Origin of the sequence: Rouxiella badensis (assembly GCF_002093665.1) — a bacterium.
GTDB lineage: Bacteria > Pseudomonadota > Gammaproteobacteria > Enterobacterales > Enterobacteriaceae > Rouxiella > Rouxiella badensis.
Map to the genome: position 1 here is coordinate 125,410 of NZ_MRWE01000005.1, position 26,226 is coordinate 151,635.

Here is a 26,226-nt window from a genome sequence, read left to right on the forward strand (position 1 = left end):
CTCCAATCGCTGATTATTATTTTTAAGAATTCGTTGTTTTTAAGATTTGCTTGTTGAAGCCAGCGCCTGATTCAGGGCAGCAATATGTTCAGGGCCGATGCCACAACAGCCGCCAATCATCGTGGCACCGGCCGCGACCCACTCCTCGGCAAAGCTCAAATATCCCTGTGGATCGGTATCTTTACGCATCTCGCTGAGACCTTCGTTAGCCCCGCGCTTGTTGTCAGAAGGCTCGAACGCATTGGCATAAACGCCAATGTCCAGCGAGACGCCCTGTTGTTTCAATATTTTGCTGGCTTCAGCGACGGCGCTCGCCATCACTTCCGGACGGCTACAGTTGAACAACACCGCTTGTGCGTTAAGGCGCAACGCGGCGTCTACGGCTGCAGCCACCGATTCGCCAGAGCGCAGCACGGCCTGTTCCTGCGGGTTCAGGGCGTCTTGCAGAGTAAACGACAGCCAAAGCGGGCGTTTATCGTCGCCCAAAACCTCGCGTACCAGCTCCACTTCAGCGACAGAACTCTGCGTTTCAGCCAGCCATAAATCGACGTTTTCATTAAGTCCAGCCACCAGCACCGAGAGCAGCGCTCGGGCTTTCACTGGCTCAAACAGGTCGGGACGATAAGAGCCCAGCACCGGCGGTAGCGAACCCGCGACCTTGACCGGCCTGGGAGCCGCGTCCGCCGCCTCGCGCGCCAGCTTGCCCGATAGCGCGATCAGCTCGGCACCGCGCTGCGAGAAGACATCGTCGCCAACGTGAAATGGCACCACGGCATAGCTATTGGTGGTAATGACCTGTGAACCCGCGGCAATAAAGGCGTCGTGGGCCTGACGAACAAAGTGTGGTGCTTCCATCAATGCTAAAGCAGACCACTCGGGTTGACGAAACGGTGCGCCCATTCGGGCCAGTTCGCGGCCCATGCCGCCATCGAGGATCACAATGTTACTGGTCATTTTTTGTATGTTTACCCACTGGTTACTGTTTAGATGAAGAATTATTTAACCTGGCAACACTGTACAAAAGCGGCGTTTAGATGTCTAGATATCTTTATGGATAGAGGGATGAAGTATGTCAGGAGCATCGGCAAAGAGAGGGAAATGGCGGTGAACTCTCATCAGAATCTGAAAAGCAGCGGTGCGAGGAAAAAAAGAGGGCTGTTTACGGACAAAAACTTGTTCTAAATCAATAAATATCAGCGTGGATTGAAGCAATATCTATTTCGCAGGTGAATGCAACGTCAAGCGATGGGCGTTGTGCTCCATATTGTCTTATTTAGTTATTTAGAATTATTGCATAGCGTTTGATTCGAATAATGCCGGTCTATGACCGGCTTTTTTTTATGCTTTTTTACCCGCTACGTAGGGAGTTACAGCCATTTGCTGCGCTTCATCCACCAGGCGACGCCGCCGACCAATACCACCAGCAGCGCACAGAATATTGCAAAGCTCATGTGGTTACTCGAGCCAGGAATACCGCCGAGGTTGACGCCGAACAAACCGGTCAGGAACGTGGTTGGCAGGAAGACCATTGCCAACAGCGACATGGTGTAAGTACGGCGGTTCAAGGCATCGGCCATTAACGAGCTAATTTCATCGGAAAGCACCCCGGTACGGGCAATGCTGCCGTCCAGATCGTCAAGTCCACGGCCCAAACGGTCGGCGATTTCCTGCATGCGGCGACGCTCATCATCGGTCATCCACGGGAAACGTTCGCTTGCCAGACGAGCAAACACGTCACGCTGTGGCGCCATATAACGACGCAGAACAATCAGCTGTTTGCGCAGCAGCGCCATCTCACCGCGCTCTGGCAGCTGTTGCTCCAGCAGCGCATCCTCAAAGTCAATTATCTTGTCGTGGAGGTCCTCGATAAAATCGCTGGTGTGATCGGTCAACGCATCACACATTTCAACCAGCCAGCTGCCGGTATCGGTCGGACCGGTGCCATGCTGCATATCATTGATGATTTCATTCATCGAGAACACTTTGCGGTGACGGGTCGAGATAATCATCTTGTCGGTCAGATAAACGCGAATAGTCACCAACTGGTCCGGACGCGCGTTGGCATTGAGATTGATGCTACGCAGGGTTATTAGCGTGCCGTCACCCATACGCAAAACCTTCGGACGAATACTCTCTCCGGCAAGCGCTTCACGCACGCTGTCTGGCAGAACCGGCGTACTGTTAATCCATTTTTCGCTGTCAGGCATTGAATAATCGAGGTGCAGCCAGCAGGGCTTGTCGGTACTGGCCTGACAGTTTTGATCTATGTCCTGTACGCCACCTTTACCGTCTAGCTGATAAGCATAAACAGCATCCGAAACTTGTAACTCTTCACCCTTGATGACTTCCACGGTATTCCTCACTCTCTCTACTATTTAAAATTAGTTTAGCGTTAACTCTTTGAAGCTCCAACAAATCGGCCGAAAATGCTCGGGTAATTCAGGTAATAATGACCGATAAAGCCAGTAATAATGCCATGGGTGGTCGAGGAAGGTGTAAACGCAGCGGGATAGAGTGTTTCAAGATGTGGGACGTGACGTGGAACGTGTTTTTTTGAGCGTATTTTTAGCCTAACACTTTGCATATTATGATACTTTGTTACAAATTCTCATCGACTCATATTGTATAAGTATCACGCCCGGCACACGTGGTGGCTGGCTTAAACATCAGGTTAAACAAAAAATGAAAAAATTGCTTCTGTCATTGTTGGTTGTTGGTTCCATGACCAACGTGGTGCATGCAGCCGAGATGATTGGCAACTATACTGCAGCGGGCTACACCCACTGTGGCGGCATGAAGGTTCTGACCAGTGCTATCACTAGCCAAGACACGATGGTGTTGCAGATTACCGATCCTAAAACTAACGCTTCACAGATTTATTTCGGTAACCGTGACGCCGATATGAGTGACAAGGTGAAGTACGTGTTGTCCACCTATAACCCGGACACTAAAACTTTCACGCCAGACCCGTCAAATACCACCATCCTGTTCGGTATTGACGAGGCGCCAGCGGGTACCAGCGGTGCCGAGCTCTATCATTTGACGATGGCTGGCCAGCAGTATAACTGTACCGCCTATACGGTCTTTAACCCGCTAGAGAAATAATCCCCTTCTCTGGACGCGTTAATCAAGCCCCTGTAGCCCACCGCTCAGGGGCTTGATTCGTTTTATGGAACCCCGTTAGTCCCCCGTGGCCTGCAAATCAATGACGCCACAGTGAAACGCCAGACCGGGTACCACGTCTTTTTCAAGCCAGGTCGGCCCATCGAGGTCAATAAACTTTGCGCCTGTAGTTAATGGCAGCGCGGCCCGCACCGCTCGCGAGGTGCAAAGCATGCAGCCGAGCATAACCTCCATTCCTCGTTCTTTGGCAGCCGACGCCAGCGCCAATGCCCCGGTAAGTCCCCCCGTTTTGTCCAGCTTGATGTTCACCATTTGATAGCGGCCAACCAGCTGCGGCAGGCTCTCGACGGTATGGCAGCTTTCATCGGCGCAAATCGGCAATGGATGAATAAAATTGGCTAACGCATCGTCTTGTCCCACCGGCAGGGGTTGTTCAAGCATCAATACGCCTAAGTCGGCCAGCAGCTGACAGCGTGCCGCCAGCCCTTCGCTCTGCCACGATTCGTTGGCGTCGACAATCAGCGAAACATTCGGTACCGCACTGCGAATCGCCACCATGCGCTCGGTGATGAAATGATCATCGAGCTTAATCTTCAGCAGGGTTGCGCCATTTTGCTGATTGGCGATAGCGGCCTGTGCCATCGCTTCGGGTGTATCAATGCTTAGGGTCTGCGCCATGCTGATGGAAGGCAGCGGCGTGGTGCCAGTGAGCTGCCACAAAGTTTGACCGCTCTGCTGCTGTTCAAGATTCCACAGCGCAGAGTCCAGCGCATTCCGCGCCGCCCCGGCGGGCAGCAGACTTTGCAGTTCCCACCGGCTGGTGCCCTGCTCGATAATCGGCGCAGTGGCACCGAGCTGCGCCATGACCGAAATTTCACTTTCCCCAAAATGCGGATACGGGGTGCATTCACCGACGCCGATCACACCGTTCTCTTCAATTTCAACCACGATGACCCTTGCTTCGCTGCGGCTGCCGCGGGCTATCACAAAGGCCGTATGCAGAGGCCAGGCTTCCGGATAAAAGCGTACACGTCTCATTCACCGCTCCATAAAAGCGCCTTCGGGCAGAATGCAGGGAGGCTGTAGTTATTATAGACAGGGGGGGGCTTTTAATTACAAATAGGCTTTTAATTGCAAATTTTTTGGGGGAAGGTCAAGGACTTTTGGATCAAGAGTGGAAAGCGCCACCTCTTGCCTCTCTGCGCCTTTTATCCATCTTGATACGTGTCGCCGCTCATGTTTGGAGTGCTTTCCAGTGGCACGGAGCGTGGCGTAGGCCGCTGAAACAAACTCATCGGCTGGCAAGACACATGCACCGATAACAAGGCGTGGGGTTCCAAGGGGCCTTGGCTGGTCTGGGTCAGCGCCCAGCGTGCAGGGCACGTGCTTTTGACCCAAAAGCGAATAAGGGCCGCTCTGTCCTCCCCCCGCCCTAATTGAAAAGTTCCCTACCAAACAAATACTTGTTAACTTACACTGTGGAAGTTCGCAAAAACTTAATAACCTGGCTTAATAGCACAAAGGACAAATCATGACTCAGACCGTACATCTTCAGGGTAACCCCGTTAGCGTTGCTGGCCAGCTGCCGCAAAAAGGCGACGTTGCCAAACCTTTCACACTGGTTGCCAAAGACCTTTCCGACGTTGCGCTGAGCAGCTTCGTCGGTAAGCGTAAAGTTCTGAACATCTTCCCAAGCGTTGACACCGGTGTTTGTGCCGCGTCCGTGCGTAAATTCAATGAAGCTGCGGGCGAAATCGACAACACCGTCGTGCTGTGCATCTCTTCCGACCTGCCGTTCGCCCAGTCACGCTTCTGCGGCGCAGAAGGCCTGTCTAACGTCGTTACCCTGTCCACCCTGCGCGGTGACGAGTTCAAACTGACCTACGGCGTTGCTATCACCGACGGTCCTCTGGCTGGCCTGACTTCTCGCGCAGTCGTGGTGCTGGATGAGCAAGACAACGTGCTTTACAGCCAGCTGGTCGGTGAAATCACCGATGAGCCAGACTACGAGTCTGCCCTCGCGGCTCTGAAGTAATTTCGACCAAAAAAGCCCCGTCTGAAAACGGGGCTTTTTCCTGGCAATCGGGCATTGCTGCCGCGGCAATACTGATATCAGCTATCAGCCCGCACTCACGATTATCTCAATTAAGTTAGGCTTCTCGCTGGCAATCGCTGCCTCAATCGCCGGTGCAATATCCTCGGCACGTCGGATCTGCCTGCCGCTCAATCCCATCGACTGCGCCAGCGCCAGATAATCAATACTTGGATTCACAATATCCATCGCGATAAACGTGTTGCTCTGCGACGAAGAGTAATGCGCCTGATTACGCATGAAATTCTTCAAAATATTGTATTCCTGGTTGTTCATGACCACGTAAGTGATCGGCAGGTTCTCGTGTGCCGCAGTCCACATTGCCTGCGGCGAATACAGGGCGGCGCCGTCACCGACCAGACAGACCACGGGTTGCTTGGCCAGACCTAGGGAGTAGCCGATAGCCGCCGGCATCCCCCACCCCAATGCACCGCCGCGCATAAAGGCGTACTGGCCTGAATGATGGCTGTTAAGGAACTTGCGCATCAGCGATGAAACGCACAGTGCCTCGTCGACAATCGCCACGTCTGGCCCAATAGCCCTGACCACCTCATGAGCGGCAACAATCGGAGCTATCACCGGTAACGAGAATTTTTCGGCGACGCTGGCCTCAAGCTGTTCGCGGGCATATTTTCGTTCATCAGCCGCGCGGCTAATCAGCACAGCGTAACGCGACCGATTTGCCGCCGTGGCCTCTTTTAACGCCGGTATAAGCGCCTTGAGTGAGGCACTGATATCACCGACGATCGACAGCTTCGTCGCATATGAACGCCCCAAATCGTTGACGTCCGCCGACAGTTGATAGACCGTGCAACCCTCAGGAACTGCGGGTCCTTCGCTGTAAAGGATAGTGATTAGCGATTTGCCGCCCAGCGCGAAAATGGCCTCGTAGTTTTTGAGAATTTCGGCGATGCTGGCCGCTGTCGTCGGCATGTTGCCCCGCCACAGCGCATGTGAGGTCGGATAAGGGATACGTGAGGGCCAAGAGGACCCATAAACGTGCGCGCCCAGCAGCTCCGCTACCGCAATGGTTTCCTTCGCCGCCTGACTGTGATGAATTTCGTCACCGGCAATAATCGCCAGCTTGCCGGGCGTGCACTGCGTCAACGCCTGCGCCAGGCGTGGCAGTGAACCGCCTATCGCCTTGCGGTCTATCTCGGAGCGTTCGCCAATATCAACGTCACTGAGTTGGTCCATGATGTCCATCGGCAGTGAAAGAAACACCGGGCCACTCGGTGCGGCGTTGGCATCGTGAAACGCGCGACGCAAAAGCACCGGAAGTTGCGACGCATTGGAGACATCCTGCGCCCATTTGACCGCCGGCTCCGCAATGCTGACCAAATCGTCATACAGCAGCGGATCGCTTATCGAATGGCGGGTATCCTGCTGCCCCGCCGTCACCACCAGCGGCGTTTGCGACACCTTGGCGTTGAGCAGATTGCCCATCCCATGCCCCAGCCCTCCCGCCGTATGCAGGTTGAGGAAACCAGGCTTACCGGAGGCCTGTGCGTAGCCGTCGGCCATTGCTACGGCGCTGGCTTCCTGAAGCGCCAGAATATATTTCAGCGACGGATTACGTAATAGCGCGTCCATCAACGGCAATTCCGTGGTCCCTGGATTACCAAAAATGTACTCGACGCCCTCGCTGTGCAGCGTTTCAAGCAGTACGTCGGCACCCCGTCGATTGTGTAGACTGTTTGCTCGGGTTACAGTCATGACAGTAACTCCCAACGATTATTGTTTTTAGCCAAATCTGGCAACAGGAAAGACAGTTTCTTTTTGCGATCGTCCGCCGGTGACTGACTAATACGATATTCCAGCGCAGTAATCTTGACCAGTATAGATCTCAACGCTTCGCCGAGTCTTGCGTAGCCGCCCACAAAATAGAACCTTCCGCCTTTACGGCCGATCACGCCATGTCGTTGTAAATATTCAAAGAGTGCGACGGATGAACGCGCATCATAGTTCTCTTTCGGCGGTGCCTGCAGGGGATAACGAATCAAACGTTCTGCAAGAATGTACTGAATCGAGGCACGCAACACGGGGTCGTTGGCGTGTAAATCCAGCAGCGCCAAAATGGACAGGATATCCACCCGCAGCTCCTCCGCGCCCGCGCCATTACGAGAGCTTTTTTCTTTGAGATGTTCAGGCAGCGGCAGATAGCCCGTTCGGTGATAATACTCATGCAGGTGCACCCATATCGCACTGGCGCGGGTGAGTAAATCATCGTCGGCGGTGATGACATCGGGAAACGCGGTCGGTGACCACGCCGCCTCGATAGCAGGTCGGGTATAAGATTTAAAGCGGTCGACAAATTTTTCTATCAGGTAATAGGCTTTATGGTAGGGCTTAACCTCGGCATCGCGAAAGTTTTCGGCAAAGATGGCAACCGATAGCGGATTTTTAAACCCATCAGAACAGCAGTGAAGCAATACCGGCAACGCTTCCGATTCAGGAACAATATCTAGCACGTTTTGTGGAATCGCAATGGCTTCAACGAAAGCGGCCTCAAGGAAGGCGTCCGGGTTATAAGGCACCTCAAAAAAGCCCAAAATAAAGTCAGGATCGTCGGTAAACGTTAATTCCAATAAATTATTCGAACCTAATTGATGATTTTCCATATTCTCTAATAAAAGCTTTACGTGCGCGTTATCACTATGTCCCTCAAGGGTTTTCCGTACGCATTGTGCGATACGAACAGGGTCTGAGGATGCGCCCTCCGAGAGAATTTCTAGCCGACAATGATTTATCTCTTCAACTATTTTTATTTTATGCTGCATCTTCTCGTTCCTTGCTGTGAAATTAAAATCATTCATTGCTTTTAAATAGGCCTTTATAAGCCTTGGACTTTGTTTTTTAAGAAGGTGTCGGACCCTGCGTCACGAAATGTTCATTAGCCGTTCGGGCAATGAATCAAGATGTTGACGCAGGGATAATTTATATCTGCTGGACACTCTTGCATCGTACAATCCCTGAAGCAGCAGGTCGCTATAACGAATACTCGGCGCCGCCTCATCGTTTAACGTGACCAGACCAAAATAGGCAAACGCGGTGGTATCCTGCCCCTCGGTAAGCGTTGTGACACCTACCCGTTGTCGCTTGTAGCGTCCCAGCGGTACACCTTCTCGGGCATCAATAATGTCGAGAAATCGAGTCGGGAGTCGATACAGCGCGCCCTCCACTCGATGACCGTAGTCAGGCCGAATATTGGCGCAACAGACAGGCTCGTTTAATGAAGAATAATTAAATATCAACCGATGATGGGCCAACAGTGCTGGCCCGATAAAATAAGCTTTGGCATCCGTTAATAACGTTTTTGAAAGACTTTCATGGTTCATACAGGAACCATAGGCGAACAATTGGAAATACTCGTCCTTTAGAAAGCAGGAATCATTAGGCATCTCTTTTTTCTCACGGATAGATTCACCAGGATGTGTGTCTCTCTTCGGGCTATGGCCTGTTTAATGACTCCAGCACATAGTTGTCATAAATGGCCCCTACGGTTTTAATCGAATTCAATTCAAAATCGCCAATAGGGATCTCCCGGCTTAATACTTCCTCAAGAAAAATAACAAAATGCACAACCGACAATGAGTCGAGAAAATCATTATCAATCAGGTTAGTATCAACCTCTATGGGGTGACACTCACCCTTGCCGTGCTTAATAAAAAACCCGTTAACGTTGTCGACTAAATTCCCCAGACTGATTAATGCCATAAATCCCCCAGATTTCTTCGGATGATGCGTTTATATGAAATAAATACCTGCACTCAGCCAGCTATGGTCCTGCCCGGGAATTAATTCCCGATGACAATCTCTTCCGTGGCTAGCGCTTTCTGAACGGCAGGACGTTGAAGCATGCGTTGAGTATGAGCAGCCCAATGACTAAACTGATTCATATCAAGCTCTAATAACGTTCCCCACCTGAAGTAAATTAATACCACGGGATCGACTATCGAATACCCTTCCTTTAGCGCCCATTGATTCTCGGCCAGTCGATGATTAATCTGCTCGAAAACCTTGATAACCTCGAGACGCCCGCGCGCCTTAATACCGTTGAAAGATTCGACCTCATCGGTAAAACGCGAAGGATGAAAATTGAGCGCAATAACGCCCGTTAACATGCAACTTAACCAGTTGAGCCACTCAATGGCTCTGGCGGCGCCGACGGGAGTCGGCGGGAGCAGCCCGCTTTCCGGATGAGACAGCGCGAGATAAAGCAAAATAGCCGAGGACTCGGTGAGAATTTCATTCTCGGTGATTAACACCGGGACCTTGCCTTTCGGATTTAGCTTCCTGAAACTTTCCCGCTGAGTATCGCCCGCTTTTATAGAAAGACGAGCAAGTTCGAAAGGCTTGCCCAACTCGTTTAACACGACGTGAGGGGCAAAAGAGAGGTGTCCGGGACAATAATATAAAGTGGGATACTTTTTCGGTTTTATTATATTCATTACAAGGCTGCCTTTTTATTTACGCTATTGCCATTGCCCCCAAAGACCCGCTCATGTCATCCTTGACATATCAATAAAATCCATAATAAAAAACGCCACTCCTGGAGACTTCCGATGAGTTAATTAACTCAATCAGGCTTTACCGTGCCCTAATGAGAATGGACCTTTAGAAAATTCACCGAGCGCTTCCTTGTTGAGTTCAAAACCCAGCCCCGGCGCCGTGGGCAGGGTTAATTTTCCATTGTCCCAATCGGGTAATCCTTTAAAGAGTTTCCGGCAGATATCAATCACCACAACGTGCCACTCGACCATTCCGCCGTTGGCAACTCCGGCGTGCAAATGCATATTTTGGAAAGGGAACGTGCCGCCATTGTCGATGGGAACACCAAAGGACCTTGCGAGGCTTGCGGCACGAAGTCCCGCCGAGTATCCACCGCAGATACAGACATTTGGCTGCAAGATATCGACAGCGCCGCGGGTTAACATGTCGCGAAAACGGAACAGCTGCCCTTCGCTCTGCCCGGCGGCAACGGGGATTGAAATTCTATTGCGCAGATCGGCAAGTTTTAACGGATCGTTGTCTGCAATCGGCTCTTCAAAAAAGGCGATATTACAATCGGAGATATTCTGTGCCAGACGCAGGGCGTGATAATGATCCAGGCCACAGTTGGCATCGATGTAAATTTCCACCTCATCGCCAACGGCTTCGCGCACCGCACGCACTCGACGGGCATCGTCATGTATAACATCGTCCAGCGAACGGCCCTGGTCGCGCCGCGCCAATGCGTGATAGCCCACCAGCATTTTAAGACGCTTATGCCCCGCTTTTACCAGGCCCGAAGCGGCATGCGCGAGCTGCTCTTGATCAAGAGAGCCAAAACCGAAAGTGGTATATAACGAAACCTCTGAACGCGCCCCGCCCAGCAATTGCCACACCGGCAGCGTGGTCGATTTGCCGATAATATCCCAGATCGCGATATCAATGGCTGAAATGGCATGGCTTGCGTAGCCGGTTTGGCCGCGTGGGGTGAGTAACCAGTAAAGTTTTTCCGAGATGGCCTCACGATTAATGGCGTCCATGCCTAATAAATTCGGTGTCACGACAGAGCGAATAATAGCAGCGATGACTTCTTCATCGGTCACCGCGGTAAAACCGTGTCCGATAATACCGCCAGCCGTTTCAATCTCAACGATAACGCCCGAGAGTTTTCCGGCAATGGTTAATCCCGCAACGTCAACCTCGCCCGGTACAAAAACAGGCGTTGCCTCGATTCGAATGATCTTGTGTAACATACGTCGCTCTCTTATATTTTTTGAATAATTAACGTTTAAAAGATTTAATTGCGCTCAGCGTTAGCTTTAAACAGGTAAAGCATGGCGATCCCCACCAATAGGCCCCAGAACGCACCGCCAATACCGAAAAATGCGTGACCGCCAATGGTTACCAAAAAGGTCACGATTGCAGCATCACGGCTATTTTTATCGTTCAGGGAATTAACCAGTGAATTTCCCAGCGCTCCCATTAATGCAAGCCCTGCCACTGCCTCGATAAATACCGGCGGTGAGACGGAAATCAGTTGCGTAGCGGCACCGGCGGCCAGGCCGTAAATAATGTAGGCCGCACCGCATACCACGCCGGCCCAATAGCGCCGGGCAGGATCGTCTCCCGCCTCTTCTCCGGCACAAATCGCTGCCGTGATGGCTGCAAGACCGATAGCCGGGCCACCAAATGGCGCAGCCAGCAGACTACACAGGCCGGTGCTGGTAAATAATGGCGTAGCGTCGGGTTTATAACCATTGACGTTTAGCACCGCGACACCGGGAATATTCTGTGAAGCCATGGTGACAATAAAAAGCGGTATAGCAATGCTCACCAATGAAGAGAGATTAAATACCGGTGATGCCAGCATTAAATGTGGCAAGATACTGCCCCGCGTTATATGGCTCAGGTCTGAGGTCAGATAAATAATTACCAGCGTCGCAATGGCGGCACACGGAATAGCCAGAATCCTCTTCACTTTGAGCATAATTAGCCAAACCAGCAGCACGGGCGCGAAATAAAGCGGGTATTGTGCCATGGCATGAACAGGCGCGACGCAAAGGTTAAGAATAATGCCCGCCAGCATGGCATTGGCCACCGAAGAAGGAATTTTGGAAATTACCCGGCCGAGAGGTTTACATAAACCGGCCAGAGTCAGCATGACCCCGGCCATAATGAGCGCTCCAATGGCAGCAGGAAAGCCTCCTTTGACCGCGCCAATGCCTAATAACAGTGCTGCACCTGGCGTTGACCAAGCCACGCTAACCGGCATTTTATTCTTGATACTTAACGCAATACCCGCGACCCCCATCGCGATAGACACCGCCATGAGTCCTGAGGCCGCTTCTTTCTGAGTCGCGCCGACGTTTACCAGCGCCTGAACGATAAGTGTAAAGGTTGACGCAAAGCCAACAAAAGAAGACAGCAAGCCTGCCCCCGCAGCATGCCATGAAAAATCGGCTTTATTTTTTCTGATTACTATATTCGTCACCGTAGAAACTCCTGAAATAAACTTTGCTTAATCCATTTTCAATAACACTGTCTTTGCCCAGCAATGAATAAGGGGATCCCCCTCATCAAATAACAAGGTAAAGACATAACGCGATATCAGTATTCAAAGGAGGACAGTAATTAGTTATCTAACGGGCTGTTGGGCCTTGGCAAACCGATATTTTCCCTTAGCGTATTCCCGGTATATTCTGTTCGCATCAGGCCGCGACGCTGTAATTCAGGAACAACCATCGTTACAAAGTCGTCATAGCCATCGGGCACGGTGTGAAATACGATAATGAATCCGTCACAGGCACCGGTCATTAACCACTCCTCCATTTGGTCGGCAATCTCACTCGGTGTGCCCACCATTTCGCCGGTCCCCGACTCCGCTGCCCTTTTCGCCAGCTCACGCACGGTGAGTTTTTCCCGGCGTGCGAGAGCCACCCATTCACGCTGATTTCCTTGCCCCTGTTCAGTCACCGGCAGTTCGGGTAAAAGTTTGTCAGGGTCGAATTTGGAGCAATCGACACCGAGACGAATGGAAAGGTTGGGAATATTGCTTTCAACGTGAACCAGGTCATCCATGCTGCGTTTTTTAGCGATTGCCTCTGCGCGGGTATGTCCCACATAAACCTGATTAGCCGGAAGAATTTTAATATGGTCGGGGTTTCGTCCAAACGCCACGGCGCGAGATTTCATGTCCTGATAAAAACTGCGCCCGGTCTCGATACTGCGGGCGTTGCCAAATACCAGGTCTGCCGACTTAGCGGCCATCTGCCGCGCACCTTCCGATGCTCCGGCCAGCGCAACGACCGGCCACCCTTGCACGGGGCGCGCAATATTCAGCGGCCCTTTTACCGAGAAATACTTGCCTTTATGATTAATCGGCCGGATGCGCTCTATGTCTGAAAACACTCCGCTCTCTTTGTCCATTTTCAGCGCATTGTCCGACCAACCGTCCCACAGCTTGGTCACCACCTCAAAAAACTCGTCGGCACGCTCGTACCTTTGTGCATGCCTCAGCGCCGTTTCCAGACCGAAGTTCAGCGCGGCTTCGGGATTCACGGTGGTCACAATATTCCATCCGGCGCGACCGTTACTCAGGTGATCGAGCGAGGCGAAACGCCTTGCCAGCAAATAAGGGTCTTCGTAACTGGTTGACCCGGTCGCTATCAGCCCAATACGGTCGGTGCAGGCCGCAATGGCCGAGAGCATCATCAACGGGTCAAACGAGGTGACCGTCGCGCTTCTCTTTAACGCTTCGGGCGGCATCGGCATCAGGGCAAGATGGTCAGCGGTAAAAATGGCGTCAAAGCAGGCCCGCTCGAGTTTCTGAGCCAAAGACTTGATGACCGGCCAGTTAAAATTGGCGTCAGCGGGGGCTTCGGGATGTCGCCACCACGCCGTGTGTAAGCAAATCGGGCGCATAAAGCCCCCAAGACAAAGTTGTTTTGTCATCTATGTTCATTCTTGTTGGAAATGGAAAGATCAACGCGCATCCCATGCCGCGTTGAAGCGCACAAATCCAGCCTCAAGATCGGCTGTTAAATCATTAACATCCTCAAGACCAATGTAAAAACGCACACAGGGGCCGACGGGTTTTCGTGATGAGGCGCTGCGATAGGCGGTGCAGTCAAAGGGCAGCACCAGGCTTTCAAAACCTCCCCAGGAATAACCCAGGCCGAAATAGCGTAATCCTTCCAGGAAGGCAGACACCGCCTTGTTCGATGCGGGCTGCAGTACTACGGAAAACAGGCTCGAGGCTCCGGTAAAGTCCCTCGCCCACAGGGAATGGCCAGGGTCGCCTTCGAGTGCGGGATACCAAACGCATTGCACCTCGGGTCTGGTGGCTAGCCAGGTGGCAATGCGCAGCGCATTCTCCTGATGCTGGCGAAGGCGTACGCCCAGGGTGCGTAAGCCGCGAAGCGTCAGCCAGGCATCATCCGGGCTGACGCACATACCGATTTCTCGATAGTACTTTTGCAGCTGCGCCAGCGCGCGCGGCGAGGCTGAGACCATGCCAATCATCACATCCGAGTGCCCACAGATATATTTCGTGCCCGCCTGCACCACCAGATCTGCCCCGTGCCCGATAGCATCAAAGAACAGCGGCGTTGCCCAGGTGTTATCCATGATGACCAGAAGATTAAACTCGCGCGCTACCGCCACTATTGCGGCAATGTCAGAGACCTCCATGCTCTGTGAGCCGGGAACCTCCAGATAGATGGCTCGCGTTTCCTGTCGGATTAACCGGCGCAATGCCTCGCCGCTCAGTAAAGGGTCAAAGTAGGTTGTTTCAACGCCACTGCGCCGCAGAACGCCCTCGCAGAGCGTGCGCGCTGGCCGATAGGCTGCGTCCGTCATCAACAAATGATCGCCCGCGGTCAGGCACGACATCAGCGCGGTCGAAATCGCCGCCAGGCCGGAGGGACACAGTACCACTCCGGCACTGTTGTCCAACGAACGCAGGGTTTCCTGCAATGCCACTGTCGTCGGACTGCCGAGGCGGCCATAAACGAAGGGCTGACGATAGCCCAGTAAGTCATCGACCGTCGGCGCAAGGACGGTTGACCCACGGTAAAGCGGCGTATTGACGAACCCCTGATTCGCCGCGGGACAGCGCCCCGCGTGAGTTAGCCGGGAGTCGATGCCCGGCGCAGCGTCCGTTTCTCCCAGGCAACGTTTCATTCATCCTCCTCGATGATGCGTACCGCCCCTTTGGCGGCGCTGGAGGTCATTGCCGCATAGGCTTTGAGCGCAGAGGAAACGCGGCGTTTGCGCGCCCCCGGCTTCCAGGCCTGACGCCCGCGCAGCTCCATTTTTTCACGGCGCAGCGCGAGTTCAGCCTCTGTCACCTTGAGTTGAATCGAGCGGGACGGGATATCGATTTCAATCAGGTCGCCATCCTCAATCAGGGCAATATTGCCGCCCTCGGCGGCTTCTGGCGAAGCATGGCCGATAGAAAGCCCTGAGGATCCGCCCGAAAAACGTCCATCGGTGATCAAGGCGCATTTCTTGTTTAACGCCTTGGACTTCAGATAGCTGGTCGGATACAGCATTTCCTGCATACCCGGTCCGCCGCGAGGCCCCTCGTAGCGGACAATCACCACGTCGCCCGCTTTGACAACGCCGGAAAGAATGCCCTCTACTGCTTCGTCCTGCCCCTCAAATACTTTCGCGGTGCCGGTGAAGCAAATCATGCTTGGATCAACGCTTGCCGTTTTCACAATGCACCCCTCTTCGGCGATGTTGCCAAACAGCACGGCAAGGCCGCCATCGCGGGAGAAGGCGTGCTCTGCATCACGCAGACAGCCGGTGCGTCGGTTGGTGTCCAACGCCGGATAGAAGTTATTTTGGCTAAAGGCCACCTTAGTACGCACACCGCCTGGCGCAGCGCGATAGAACTGCCTTACGCTGTCCGAGGTGGAGGTTTTAATGTCCCACAACTTCAGCGCCTCACCCAGGGTGGCAGAATGCACGGTCGGCAGGTCAGTGTGGAGCAGGCCAGCACGCGCCAGTTCGGCCAGAACGCCCATCACCCCTCCTGCACGGTGTATATCCTCCATGTGCACGTTTTCAACCGCCGGTGCGACCTTGCACAGAACCGGCACTTTTCTCGACAGACGATCGATGTCAGCCATCGTGAAATCAACTTTGCCTTCATAGGCGGCGGCCAATAAATGCAGCACGGTATTGGTGGAGCCGCCCATCGCGACATCCAGCGCCATGGCGTTTTCGAAGGCGCTGACACTCGCGATGGCGCGCGGTAACACGCTTTCATCCTTCTGCTCATAGTAGCGGCGGCACAGCTCGACGATTTTACGTCCTGACTCTAAAAACAGTGATTTACGCAGGGCATGCGTCGCCAGCATTGAACCGTTACCCGGCAACGCAAGCCCCATCGCCTCGGTCAGGCAGTTCATCGAGTTGGCGGTAAACATGCCCGAGCAGGATCCGCAGGTTGGACAGGCGGCCTCCTCGACGGCTTTCACCTCTTCGTCGGTCATGCTGTCGTCGGCGGCAACGACCATGGCATCAATCAGATCGAAAGAACGCTTTTCACCGCGCAGCGTCATCTTGCCCGACTCCATCGGCCCTCCTGACACAAAAATAGTGGGAATATTTAAGCGCAACGCCGCCATCAGCATGCCTGGGGTTATTTTGTCGCAGTTGGAAATACAGACCATGGCATCGGCACAGTGTGCGTTAACCATATACTCGACGCTGTCCGCAATCAGTTCACGCGAAGGAAGGCTGTAGAGCATGCCGTCATGCCCCATCGCAATCCCGTCATCGATGGCAATCGTATTGAACTCTTTGGCAACGCCACCGGCCTCTTCAATTTCTCTGGCAACCATTTGCCCAAGATCTTTTAAATGCACATGCCCTGGGACGAATTGCGTAAAGGAATTCACGACGGCAATAATTGGCTTGTCAAAGTCGCCATCTGTCATACCTGTGGCTCGCCATAAACTTCTTGCGCCTGCCATATTACGGCCGTGGGTTGAGGTGCGTGAACGATACATTTATAAGTTGCCCTGTCTTAATAATAAAGATTATGTGGAACTCATATTAGAATCGACAAAACTCCCTGTGAAATATATTCTGCTATAGCAATTAAGTTACTGGGGATATTAGTCATGGACACGAGACAGCTGAAACATTTCGTTACCGTCGCCGAGACACTGCATTTCGGTAAGGCCGCCGAACGTCTGAATATGACGCAGCCTCCGCTAAGCCAATCAATAATGGCGCTGGAGAAAGAACTTGGCGACGCACTTTTTTTGCGTACCAAAAGAAATGTCTCGCTGACCCCTTTCGGAGAACAATGGCTATTCCACGTCAAAAGCGTTTTGAATAGTATGAACTCATTGCCTGAGATAGCCGACAGATTGCGTAAGGGTGAATCAGGACAGCTCATGTTATCGTTTATTAGCAGCGCCGGTTACAATATCCTTCCCCAGCTAGTGAGCCATTTCAGAGAGCGATATCCGGCGGTCGAACTGGTATTAACGGAAGCGACCACCGATGTGCAAACCACCGCGATTATCAATGAAAAAATTGATGCCGGGATCATCATCCCGCCCGCTGACAAGCAATTCCCTGCTATTTTGAGCTACAAAAAAATCATGTCGGAACCGCTGATTGCTGCCGTTCCGGCCTCATGGCTGGCCAAGGATAGAATCCATCTTACCCAGGGTAAGCTGTGCCCTAACATGGTTATAGATTCACCGCTTATTATTTTCCCTCAGCAGGTTGCACCGTCTTTTTACGCCCTGGTCATGAGCTATTATGCCTCGCACGGCGCCCAGCCAAATATCATTCAGCAGGCTATTCAAATGCAAACGATAATAAATCTCGTTGCATCGGGAATAGGTATTGCATTAGTCCCTTGCTCTCTGCGCCATTTAGCCAGAACCGGGGTTGTTTATCTTGATTTACTTGAAACGCCGCCTCAGCTTGAGGTTGGGATAATGTGGCGAGAAAACAATAACTCCGCCATTCTTCAAAACCTGATAAAAATAGCCACTGAAACGGAGTGATTCATAAATATCAAAACTTCGTTTCATTAAAATAATTATTGGGTGCAGGGGTTAATACCGACTCTCGCGTGAAATGCTTTGAAATATTTTATGGGAGAATATCCTATTCCTTATTTAATTAACTGAAACATCAGGAGGGTTTATAAACGCAGGCAGGTTATTTTAATCAACTTAGTTCCTATTATCGGGAGATAATTGAAATAACGCTCGTTTCTGCACACTTGCTGTTTCCAGCTTTCCTGACAGGGTCAATCTTATAGAACATTGCTAGCGATGCCCGTGAAACGGCTTTTATGCAAAGAATTTGGCAGATACTGCCAGCCGCCCTTCGTGCTCAAGAGGCCTTATCGATTTCAGATTATGACACCGCGCACATGATGTGCGCCGGTCACAGGCCTCGTAGTGAAAAGACAAAGGGGGGCTTACTCGTCAGAATCGCCCTCAGGCTTGCGGGTACTCAAGCCGTATTCGCGCAGCTTGTTAGCAATGGCGGTATGCGAGACGCCCAAACGTTTCGCCAGTTTGCGGGTGCTCGGATAAGTGCGATACAGCCGCGTCAAAACCGAACGCTCGAAGCGCTTGCTGATATCGTCGAGCGAACCATTGAGCGCTTCTTCACCCAGCGTAACCTCGACGTCAAAGTCCGGCAGCGCCAGATCCTGCGGGCGAAGCTCATTGCCTTCCAGCTGGGTTAACGCACGATAAATCGCATTCTTCAGTTGGCGCACGTTGCCCGGCCAACCGTAGTGCGTCAGATAGCTGCCCAGCTGCCCGTTCAGCTTCGGACGCGGCATGCCCTGTTCGTCGGCAAAGCGCGCCACAAATAGCTCGGTCAGCGGCATAATATCGGACGGACGTTCGCGCAGCGGCGGCAGCGTCACGGTCAGCACGTTGAGACGGTAATAAAGGTCTTCGCGGAATTCGCCGCGCTGCACCAGTTCGACCAGATTCTTCTGCGTGGCGCAAATGACGCGCACGTCAACCCGCACCTCATGCTCCTCACCCACCCGACGGAAGGTGCCGTCATTGAGGAACCGCAGCAGTTTTATCTGCATTCTTGGCGACATCTCGCCAATCTCGTCGAGCAATACCGAACCGCCGTTGGCCTGCTCGAAGAAGCCTTTCTTGCCTTCAAGCGCGTTCGGATAAGCCCCTGGCGCGTAACCAAACAGCTCACTCTCGACCACGTCGTCAGGCAGCGAGGCGCAGTTGAGACCGAGGAAAGGATTCTTGCCGCGTGAACTGCGCAGGTGACAGGCGCGGGCCAGTAAATCTTTGCCGGTACCGGTATCGCCAACAATCAATAGCGGGGCGTCGAGCATCGCCAGCTTCTTGGCCTGATCCAACACCTGACGCATCTTCGGACTCACCGCCACGATGTGGTCAAACTCGCGTTCGTCGTTGATGGTTAAATCTTGCAGCTGACGACCCATACGCGCCGCCGATTTCAACATCACCACCGCACCAACCACTTCGCTGGCCTGATTCTCGTCATCGAGTTTGATAGGGGTGAGATCCATCAGGAAGTCCTGCCCCTGAATCACCACCCGTTCAGTGTGCGGTTTGTCACTGTCGTGATCCAGCCAGCGGGTGAAGTTGTAGCCGCTGATGAGACTTGCCGCGGTATGATTGCGGATTCGTCCTTCATCCAGTTCGAAAAGGCTTTGAGCGGCAGGGTTTGCCTGCTCGACTTTGCCTTTCATATCGATGGAGAAAACCGGTTCTGGCATCGACACCAGCAGCGCACGCAGGGCGCGGTGCTCACGTTCGGAGGGCATAAATGGCACGGTTCGGACGTCGGTCACGCCTTCAATGCGGCGAATTTCGGCCATCAGTGCGCGGAAGGTGTCAAAATCCAGCTGTGAAAAGTTGAGGTAGATACGGCCAATCGACGCAATTTCTATCCCATGCAAATCAATACTGCGCAGCACTAATAAATCGAGCAATTCTCGGGCAAGACCCAGACGGTCCTCACAAAAAACTTCCAGGCGCATCAGTTTTGACCTTATTCAGAAAACGCAAAAATTCTTGCACTTATAATACCCTGTCGCGACCACTGTAAAAAGAGACTGTCACAAAATGTTGACAGAAAATTCTCTGCCTGCCGAATTCGTCACCAAATCAGCGCCATCCCGCCTTGTAAGATGCTGTTAACCTGGGTTCACAGGCCCCTCTTCGAGTGACATCGTTGACAAAACTCTGCTAACATCACTGCCTGATTTCAACGCCAAATGGTTCCCGACTATGAAGTTCGTCTCTTTTAATATCAACGGATTGCGTGCCCGTCCCCATCAGCTTGCCGCGATTATCGAACAACATCAGCCAGACGTCATCGGCCTGCAGGAAACAAAAGTCCACGACGACATGTTCCCGCTCGAAGAGGTCAGCCAGTATGGCTATCACGTCTATTACCACGGTCAAAAGGGTCATTATGGCGTTGCGCTGTTGACCAAAGAAGAGCCGGTAGCGGTGCGTCGCGGTTTCCCAACCGACGAAGAAGACGCGCAGCGCCGTATCATCATGGCCGACATTCAAACGCCACAGGGTCTGTTGACCGTGATCAACGGCTATTTCCCGCAGGGCGAAAGCCGCGACCATCCCACCAAATTCCCGGCCAAACAGCGTTTCTATCAGGATTTGCAGGACTATTTACAGCTGCAAATGTCGGTAGAGAACCCGGTGCTGGTGATGGGCGACGTCAATATCAGTCCGACGGACCTGGATATCGGTATCGGTGAAGACAGTCGCAAACGTTGGTTGCGTACCGGTAAGTGCTCGTTCCTGCCGGAAGAGCGCGAATGGATGGAGCGCCTTAAGGGCTGGGGTCTGGTTGACACGTTCCGTCACGCCAATCCTGAAGTCAACGACCAGTTCTCATGGTTCGACTATCGTTCAAAGGGTTTTGACGACAACCGTGGTCTGCGTATTGATCTGGTGTTAGCAAGCACGCCGCTGGCGGCTCGCTGTAAGGCAACCGGCATCGATTATGCGATTCGCGGAATGGAAAAACCGTCGGATCACGCACCGGTGTGGGCAGAGTTCGACCTGAAGTGAACGGCTTAAAAACGGTCGTTGTGGTCGCCGCGATAATAGAACGCGACGGCCGCATTCTGCTGGCCCGACGCGATGCCCAGAGCAGCCAGGCGGGTATGTGGGAGTTTCCCGGCGGTAAGGTTGAATCGGGTGAAACGCAGCCCGAGGCACTGCGCCGCGAACTGCTTGAAGAGCTGGGCATTGAGGCGGAGATTGACCAGTGGATTGCCAGCAACGACTGGCAACAGGCAGAACGCATCATCGAGCTGCATGCCTGGCGGGTTGGCGACTTTCGGGGTGAGATAACGTTACACTGTCACAGTGACGTGCGTTGGGTCTTGCCGCAGGAGGCGCTCGAGTTTGCACTGGCGCCTGCCGATATTCCTCTGCTCGACGCCTACATCACTCAGCTTTCCTCCCCGTAGTCCTCGCTATTCCCCGGTTTGCGCCGCCTTTGACGGTGGGCGTTTCCGCTTACCTGCCGCCGCAGCTTTCGGCTTCGACGGCAGGCTGCGGAACATCGGCGAGACGCGATTCTGTCTGGCCTGCACGATCAGGTCCTGCAACGTAGTGACCAGCGGCTGCATAAAGTCCTGATAACGGCAGTTTTTCTCACTGATACGCGTCAGCGTTGATTCCCAATCGGCAGTCATGTCGGGTCTGGCGGCAATATCGGGAAGCGAGTGAATCAATGCCCGACCGGTATCACTCGAATGAATGTAACGTCCTTTTTTGTACAGAAACTCGCGGCGGAACAGCAGTTCGATAATCCCGGCGCGCGTCGCCTCAGTGCCCAGCCCATCAGTGGCACGCAGGATCTTCTTCAACGCCTTGTCCTGCACGAAACGGGCAATGCCGGTCATCGCCGACAGCAGCGTGGCGTCGGTAAACGGCCTCGGCGGTTGAGTCTGGCGCTCGACCACTTCACCGCGTTCACATAAAAGCTCATCCCCCTTGGCGACCACCGGCAGCGGCGTCCCTTCGTTTTCCTCGTCACGCTCTTTGCTGCCCAGCAGCGTGCGCCAGCCCGCCTCGGCCAGAAAACGCGCCTTGGCAACGAATTTTCCACCGGCGATTTCCAGGTCGATCACGCATTTGCGAAATACTGCGTCGGCGCAGAATTGCATCAGATATTGACGCGCAATGAGGCCATAAATTCGGCTTTCATCTTCGGTCAAATTCACCTTACTGCTGCGCGCGGTAGGAATAATCGCGTGGTGAGCATCGACCTTTTTGTCGTCCCAGCAGCGGTTGCGTTTATCGACATCGAGTGCGGGCTGCGGCAGCAGATTGGGCTGATGAATACCGATAGCGTTGAGCACCGAATGACGTCCGGCGAAGTGCTCCTCTGGCAGGTAACGGCTGTCGGAACGTGGATAGGTAATCAGCTTATGCGTCTCATACAAACGCTGACAGATATCGAGTATTTTCTGTGCGCTCAAACCGAAGGCTTTTGCGCCTTCGATTTGCAGCGTGGAGAGCGAGTACGGCAGCGGCGCAACTTCAGACTCGCGCTTGTCGTTATAGCCAGTGACGATCGCCGGTTGGCCCCCTATCCGCGCGACAACGTGGTCGGCAAGCGGACGATGCAACAGGCGGCCCTCTTCATCCTGATAAGGTTCACAGGACTCACTCGGCTGCCACAGCGCCACAAAACGCTCGTCGGCGGGGGTTACGATGTGAGCCTTCACCTCGAAGAAATCTTTCGGCACGAAGTTTTCAATCTCTTCGTCACGACGAACCACCAGCCCAAGCACCGGTGTCTGCACACGGCCGACCGACAGCACGCCGTTATAACCGGCGTTGCGACCGAGAATGGTGTAGGCGCGCGTCATATTGATTCCGTAGAGCCAGTCGGCGCGGGAACGCGCCAACGCCGAGACGCAAAGCGGGATGAAATCGCGGTTGTCGCGCATTCTCGAGACCGCACGCTCTACCGCCTGCGGATTAAGGTCATTCACCAGACAACGTTGCACCTGCTGGCGCTTTTGCGGATTCAGCTCAAGGTAGTCGAGCACTTCATCGACCAGCAGCTGCCCTTCTCTGTCAGGGTCGCCTGCGTGCACAACCTCACTGGCTTCAAGCAGCAGCCTCTTTATTACGTTCAGCTGTTTCGCCACCGACGGACGTGGTTGCAGCTGCCATTTTTCAGGGATAATTGGCAGGTCTTCAAGCGCCCAGCGCGCATAGCGGCTGTTGTAAGCGTCGGGCTGCGCCTGCTCCAGCAGGTGCCCAACGCACCAGGTCACCACGTCCTGATTGCCACAGGCAATAAAACCATCTCCGCGCTTATGCGGTTTAGGTAATACATCAGCGATTGCTCTGGCAAGGCTGGGTTTTTCGGCAATAAACAATCGCATCAGGCATGGCTCACAAACAGGGGGCGACAACTTGTCCTTTAGTTTACCTATGTTAGCCGCTAGGCAGAGAATTGATAAGTCGCTATCGCCAATCAGCCGGGACATTCGCTCACAAAAACGGCGAAAAAGGGAATTATCGGATAAATCAGGCCACGGTAGCGCCTTCGATAAGCGGATAAACCACCGCCGCGATGAGCGCCTACCATGGCCTGTGGTGTTGAAACCGTCTGTTTCCAGACGCGACGCCGCCTTGCTCTCCAGCAGCCCCTGGGGGATTCAAGTTTGATGAGCGTCGCGGCAATGCCGTTTCTTGCTTCCTGAACGGCACGCCTGTTTAGAAGTAGCTGACAAACGCAGCGCTGTCGGCAGGAATAACCTGGGTATTGGATTTCAGCTGTGGCGTACCCAGGTACAGGAAGCCCACAATTTGGTCGTTCTCGGCGCAGCCAAAGGCGTGTCGTACTGCGGCGTGCTCGGTCCACGGGCCAGTTCGCCAGATACCGTTGAAGCCCTGAGCCAGTGCGGCCATCTGCATCGCATGCACGGCACAACCGGCGGAAACGATCTGTTCCCACTTCGGTACTTTCGCACTTTCTTTATAGTCGGCAATGACGGTAATAATCTGCGGGGCGCGCATCGGTGCCAGCGTGGCTTTCTCAATGGCTTTCTCGTCCAACCCGTCTTTCTCGGCGGCGCTTTTCAACAGATGGCTAAAACGCGTCAGGCCGTCGTTCTCGACGATCACGAAGCGCCACGGCTGAAGTGCGCCGTGGTCCGGGGCACGCATACCTGCATTAATGATATTCTGCAAAACCTTGCCAGACGGCGCAGGTGCCGTGAGGCGTGAAGCGGAGCGGCGGTTAAGCAGCAGGTCCAGAGCGTCCATAATTCTCTCCTGATAATGAGTTGTATTCACCTTACGTTAACATAACCCCCTGTATTGTGGCTATCAGACAGGGTTAAGGCTATGGGGTGCCTGAGCCGCCTGCCAAATTATGAAATGATTTAAAGCTGACATTTTTCTGGCAGGTCATTAGGATAGCAGCACTAGTCGCTCTAAATGGAGAGAACATGCGCATACTGTGGCGAATCATCGCCGGATTTCTTAGGTGGACCTGGCGTCTGCTTAATTTTGTCAGAGAATTTATTCTTAATCTTTTCCTGGTGTTGATCATTTTGGTCGCCGTCGGGATTTATTTCGAGCTGCAATCCAAGCCTGTCGAGACACCGACCAAGGGTGCACTGTTGGTGAATCTGAGCGGTTCGGTGGTAGATAAACCCACGGTCAACAACAAGGTTCGCCAGATTGGCCGCGAGTTGCTGGGTACCTCGAGCAATCGCCTGCAGGAAACCTCGCTGTTTGACCTGGTTGACACTATTCGTGCCGCCAAAAACGACAGCAACATCACCGGTATGGTGCTCTCGCTGACCGATTTCACCGGCACCGATCAGGCCTCGCTACAGTATATCGGCAAGGCGCTGCGCGAGTTCCGTGACTCCGGCAAACAGATTTACGCCGTGGGTGATAGCTATGACCAGTCACAGTATTATCTGGCCAGCTTCGCCAACAAGATTTATCTGTCGCCGATGGGGACCGTTGACCTGCACGGTTTCGCCACCAACACGCTTTACTACAAGACGCTGCTCGATAAGCTGAAAGTGACCACCAATATCTTCCGCGTGGGGACTTACAAATCAGCGGTTGAACCGTTAATGCGCGACAACATGTCGCCTGCGGCGCGTGATGCGGATACCCGCTGGGTCACCGGCCTGTGGAACAACTATCTGAATACCGTGTCTGCCAACCGCCAATTGACACCGGAACAGCTGTTCCCGGGCGCGGCGGGCATGCTGACCGGTCTACAGCAGGTGGACGGCGATACTGCCGAATACGCGTTGAAAAACAAGCTGGTTGATGTACTGGCCTCACGCGGCGAAGCTGACGATGCGATGATTAAGGCCTTTGGCTACAACAAGCAGAAGAAAGACTTCAATTACGTGAGCCTTGACGACTACTCGCCAAAACAAAAGCAGGATGATAACGCGCCACAAATCGCGGTTATCTTTGCCAACGGTGCGATTGTAGACGGCGAAGGTCAGGCGGGCGACGTGGGCGGCGATACCACCGCTGAGCAAATTCGTCAGGCGAGACTCGATCCTAAAATCAAAGCCATTGTGTTCCGGGTTAACAGTCCGGGTGGCAGCGTAAGCGCCTCAGAGGTTATCCGTTCCGAACTGGCTGCTGCCAGAGCGGCGGGTAAACCGGTGGTGGTCTCTATGGGCGGAATGGCGGCGTCGGGCGGTTACTGGATCTCCACACCGGCCAACTATATTATCGCCAGTCCGAGCACCCTCACCGGCTCTATCGGCATCTTTGGGGTGATCAATACCTATCAGGACACGCTGGGTCAGTTTGGCGTGCACACCGACGGTGTAGCAACCTCCCCGTTGGCCGATATCGCGACCACCAAAGCGCTGCCTGCGGAGTTCTCGCAGATGATGCAGATGAACATTGAGCACGGCTACAAGACCTTCATTGGCCTGGTTGCCAAGGCGCGCAACAAGACGCCTGAGCAGATTGACCAGATTGGGCAGGGCCACGTGTGGATCGGTACCGATGCTAAAAACAACGGTTTGGTCGATCAACTGGGTGATTTCGATGACGCAGTCAAGAAAGCGGCCGAGCTGGCAAAATTGCCAAAATGGCAGCTTAACTGGTACGTCGATCAGCCAAGCCTGACCGATATGGTGTTCTCGCAGATGAACGCCTCCGTTCATGCGATGCTCCCGGCCGTCGCGCAGGCTTATCTGCCTGCTCCGGTTGCCGACGTGGCGTTGAAAATGAGCTCACAGGCGGACCTGTTCAATAATCTGAACGATCCACAAAATCGCTATGCGATGTGTCTCACCTGCGGTGACGTGAAGTAATTCACCCACGCAATAACGCTTAATTTCTGAACGAAAACCCCAAAATGGCCTCTTTTCTGAGGCCATTTTTTTAATCAATTCGCATTCACATTTTATTCCTGCCCCAGTCGCTTTATAATCGCCCCACCTGGCCTGTCTGGCTGATTAAAAAAGAATTGTTCAA

22 protein-coding genes are annotated in these 26,226 nt (G+C 53.3%); 6 read left to right on the plus strand and 16 right to left on the minus strand.

What is annotated here, in order from left to right; translation table 11 throughout:
- Window positions 1-39: 39 nt before the first annotated feature.
- Both BS640_RS04800 and zntB read right to left on the minus strand, forming a co-directional pair.
- Complete coding sequence (locus BS640_RS04800) at window positions 40-954, minus strand: homocysteine S-methyltransferase family protein (RefSeq protein ID WP_084912090.1); 915 nt, start codon at window positions 952-954, stop codon at window positions 40-42.
- 413 nt (window positions 955-1,367) lie between these two features.
- Window positions 1,368-2,351 carry a zinc transporter ZntB gene (gene zntB / locus BS640_RS04805; RefSeq protein ID WP_017493663.1) on the minus strand — a complete coding sequence of 328 codons (984 nt, stop codon included), beginning with the start codon at window positions 2,349-2,351 and terminating at the stop codon, window positions 1,368-1,370.
- Window positions 2,352-2,682: 331 nt separating this feature from the next.
- On the opposite strand from zntB, the gene BS640_RS04810 reads away from it, so the two are divergent.
- Window positions 2,683-3,105, plus strand: coding sequence for a hypothetical protein (locus BS640_RS04810; protein ID WP_017493662.1), 423 nt, complete (start codon window positions 2,683-2,685; stop codon window positions 3,103-3,105).
- A 75-nt stretch (window positions 3,106-3,180) separates the two neighbouring features.
- Here BS640_RS04810 and ycjG read toward each other — a convergent pair whose 3' ends face one another.
- Window positions 3,181-4,161 (minus strand): L-Ala-D/L-Glu epimerase, encoded by a 981-nt coding sequence (gene ycjG / locus BS640_RS04815; RefSeq protein ID WP_084912091.1) that lies wholly within the window; start codon window positions 4,159-4,161, stop codon window positions 3,181-3,183.
- Between the two features lie 493 nt (window positions 4,162-4,654).
- Here ycjG and tpx point away from each other — a divergent pair, with 493 nt between their 5' ends.
- Window positions 4,655-5,158 (plus strand): thiol peroxidase, encoded by a 504-nt coding sequence (tpx, locus tag BS640_RS04820; RefSeq protein ID WP_084912092.1) that lies wholly within the window; start codon window positions 4,655-4,657, stop codon window positions 5,156-5,158.
- An 84-nt stretch (window positions 5,159-5,242) separates the two neighbouring features.
- Here tpx and BS640_RS04825 read toward each other — a convergent pair whose 3' ends face one another.
- The 10 genes from BS640_RS04825 to ilvD all read right to left on the minus strand — a co-directional run bounded on the left by BS640_RS04825 (window position 5,243) and on the right by ilvD (window position 16,725).
- A complete protein-coding gene (locus tag BS640_RS04825) occupies window positions 5,243-6,931 on the minus strand; it encodes a thiamine pyrophosphate-binding protein (RefSeq protein WP_084912093.1) in 1,689 nt (562 codons plus the stop codon).
- Entirely contained in the window at window positions 6,928-7,995 is a 1,068-nt protein-coding gene (locus tag BS640_RS04830; RefSeq protein WP_017493658.1) for a DUF6421 family protein, read from the minus strand. Before BS640_RS04830 ends, BS640_RS04825 begins: the two co-directional genes overlap by 4 nt.
- Window positions 7,996-8,094: 99 nt before the next feature.
- On the minus strand, window positions 8,095-8,616 hold the full coding sequence (locus BS640_RS04835; RefSeq protein ID WP_084912094.1) for a gamma-glutamylcyclotransferase family protein: 522 nt from the start codon (window positions 8,614-8,616) through the stop codon (window positions 8,095-8,097).
- A 49-nt stretch (window positions 8,617-8,665) separates the two neighbouring features.
- On the minus strand, window positions 8,666-8,932 hold the full coding sequence (locus BS640_RS04840) for an acyl carrier protein (RefSeq protein ID WP_017493656.1): 267 nt from the start codon (window positions 8,930-8,932) through the stop codon (window positions 8,666-8,668).
- 80 nt (window positions 8,933-9,012) lie between these two features.
- Window positions 9,013-9,666: a glutathione S-transferase family protein gene (locus BS640_RS04845; RefSeq protein WP_084912095.1), complete on the minus strand. Its 654-nt coding sequence runs from the start codon at window positions 9,664-9,666 to the stop codon at window positions 9,013-9,015.
- Between the two features lie 132 nt (window positions 9,667-9,798).
- Window positions 9,799-10,959 carry a mandelate racemase/muconate lactonizing enzyme family protein gene (locus BS640_RS04850; RefSeq protein WP_017493654.1) on the minus strand — a complete coding sequence of 387 codons (1,161 nt, stop codon included), beginning with the start codon at window positions 10,957-10,959 and terminating at the stop codon, window positions 9,799-9,801.
- Window positions 10,960-11,003: 44 nt separating this feature from the next.
- Window positions 11,004-12,197, minus strand: a complete 1,194-nt coding sequence (locus BS640_RS04855) for a benzoate/H(+) symporter BenE family transporter (RefSeq protein WP_017493653.1) — start codon at window positions 12,195-12,197, stop codon at window positions 11,004-11,006.
- A 140-nt stretch (window positions 12,198-12,337) separates the two neighbouring features.
- Window positions 12,338-13,657: an LLM class flavin-dependent oxidoreductase gene (locus BS640_RS04860; RefSeq protein ID WP_084912096.1), complete on the minus strand. Its 1,320-nt coding sequence runs from the start codon at window positions 13,655-13,657 to the stop codon at window positions 12,338-12,340.
- Between the two features lie 30 nt (window positions 13,658-13,687).
- On the minus strand, window positions 13,688-14,887 hold the full coding sequence (gene metC / locus BS640_RS04865) for a cystathionine beta-lyase (RefSeq protein WP_084912097.1): 1,200 nt from the start codon (window positions 14,885-14,887) through the stop codon (window positions 13,688-13,690).
- The gene (ilvD, locus tag BS640_RS04870; protein WP_026110410.1) at window positions 14,884-16,725 is read right to left on the minus strand and encodes a dihydroxy-acid dehydratase; all 1,842 of its coding nucleotides are present in this window, start codon (window positions 16,723-16,725) and stop codon (window positions 14,884-14,886) included. Before ilvD ends, metC begins: the two co-directional genes overlap by 4 nt.
- 114 nt (window positions 16,726-16,839) lie before the next feature.
- Between ilvD and BS640_RS04875 the strand changes: the two genes are divergently transcribed.
- Window positions 16,840-17,742: a LysR family transcriptional regulator gene (locus BS640_RS04875; protein ID WP_017491019.1), complete on the plus strand. Its 903-nt coding sequence runs from the start codon at window positions 16,840-16,842 to the stop codon at window positions 17,740-17,742.
- 422 nt (window positions 17,743-18,164) lie between these two features.
- On the opposite strand, the gene tyrR is transcribed toward BS640_RS04875, so the two are convergent.
- Entirely contained in the window at window positions 18,165-19,736 is a 1,572-nt protein-coding gene (gene tyrR / locus BS640_RS04880; protein WP_017491018.1) for a transcriptional regulator TyrR, read from the minus strand.
- Between the two features lie 250 nt (window positions 19,737-19,986).
- On the opposite strand from tyrR, the gene xthA reads away from it, so the two are divergent.
- The gene (gene xthA / locus BS640_RS04885; protein WP_017491017.1) at window positions 19,987-20,796 is read left to right on the plus strand and encodes an exodeoxyribonuclease III; all 810 of its coding nucleotides are present in this window, start codon (window positions 19,987-19,989) and stop codon (window positions 20,794-20,796) included.
- A complete protein-coding gene (locus BS640_RS04890) occupies window positions 20,793-21,200 on the plus strand; it encodes a pyrimidine (deoxy)nucleoside triphosphate diphosphatase (protein WP_084912098.1) in 408 nt (135 codons plus the stop codon). Before xthA ends, BS640_RS04890 begins: the two co-directional genes overlap by 4 nt.
- A gap of 6 nt (window positions 21,201-21,206) precedes the next feature.
- Here the strand turns inward: BS640_RS04890 and BS640_RS04895 are convergent, their stop codons facing one another.
- Both BS640_RS04895 and BS640_RS04900 read right to left on the minus strand, forming a co-directional pair.
- On the minus strand, window positions 21,207-23,135 hold the full coding sequence (locus tag BS640_RS04895) for a DNA topoisomerase III (RefSeq protein ID WP_017491015.1): 1,929 nt from the start codon (window positions 23,133-23,135) through the stop codon (window positions 21,207-21,209).
- 334 nt (window positions 23,136-23,469) lie between these two features.
- Window positions 23,470-24,021, minus strand: coding sequence for an NAD(P)H nitroreductase (locus BS640_RS04900; protein ID WP_084912099.1), 552 nt, complete (start codon window positions 24,019-24,021; stop codon window positions 23,470-23,472).
- Between the two features lie 185 nt (window positions 24,022-24,206).
- Between BS640_RS04900 and sppA the strand changes: the two genes are divergently transcribed.
- Window positions 24,207-26,063, plus strand: a complete 1,857-nt coding sequence (sppA, locus tag BS640_RS04905) for a signal peptide peptidase SppA (RefSeq protein ID WP_017491013.1) — start codon at window positions 24,207-24,209, stop codon at window positions 26,061-26,063.
- The last annotated feature ends 163 nt before the right edge of the window (window positions 26,064-26,226 follow it).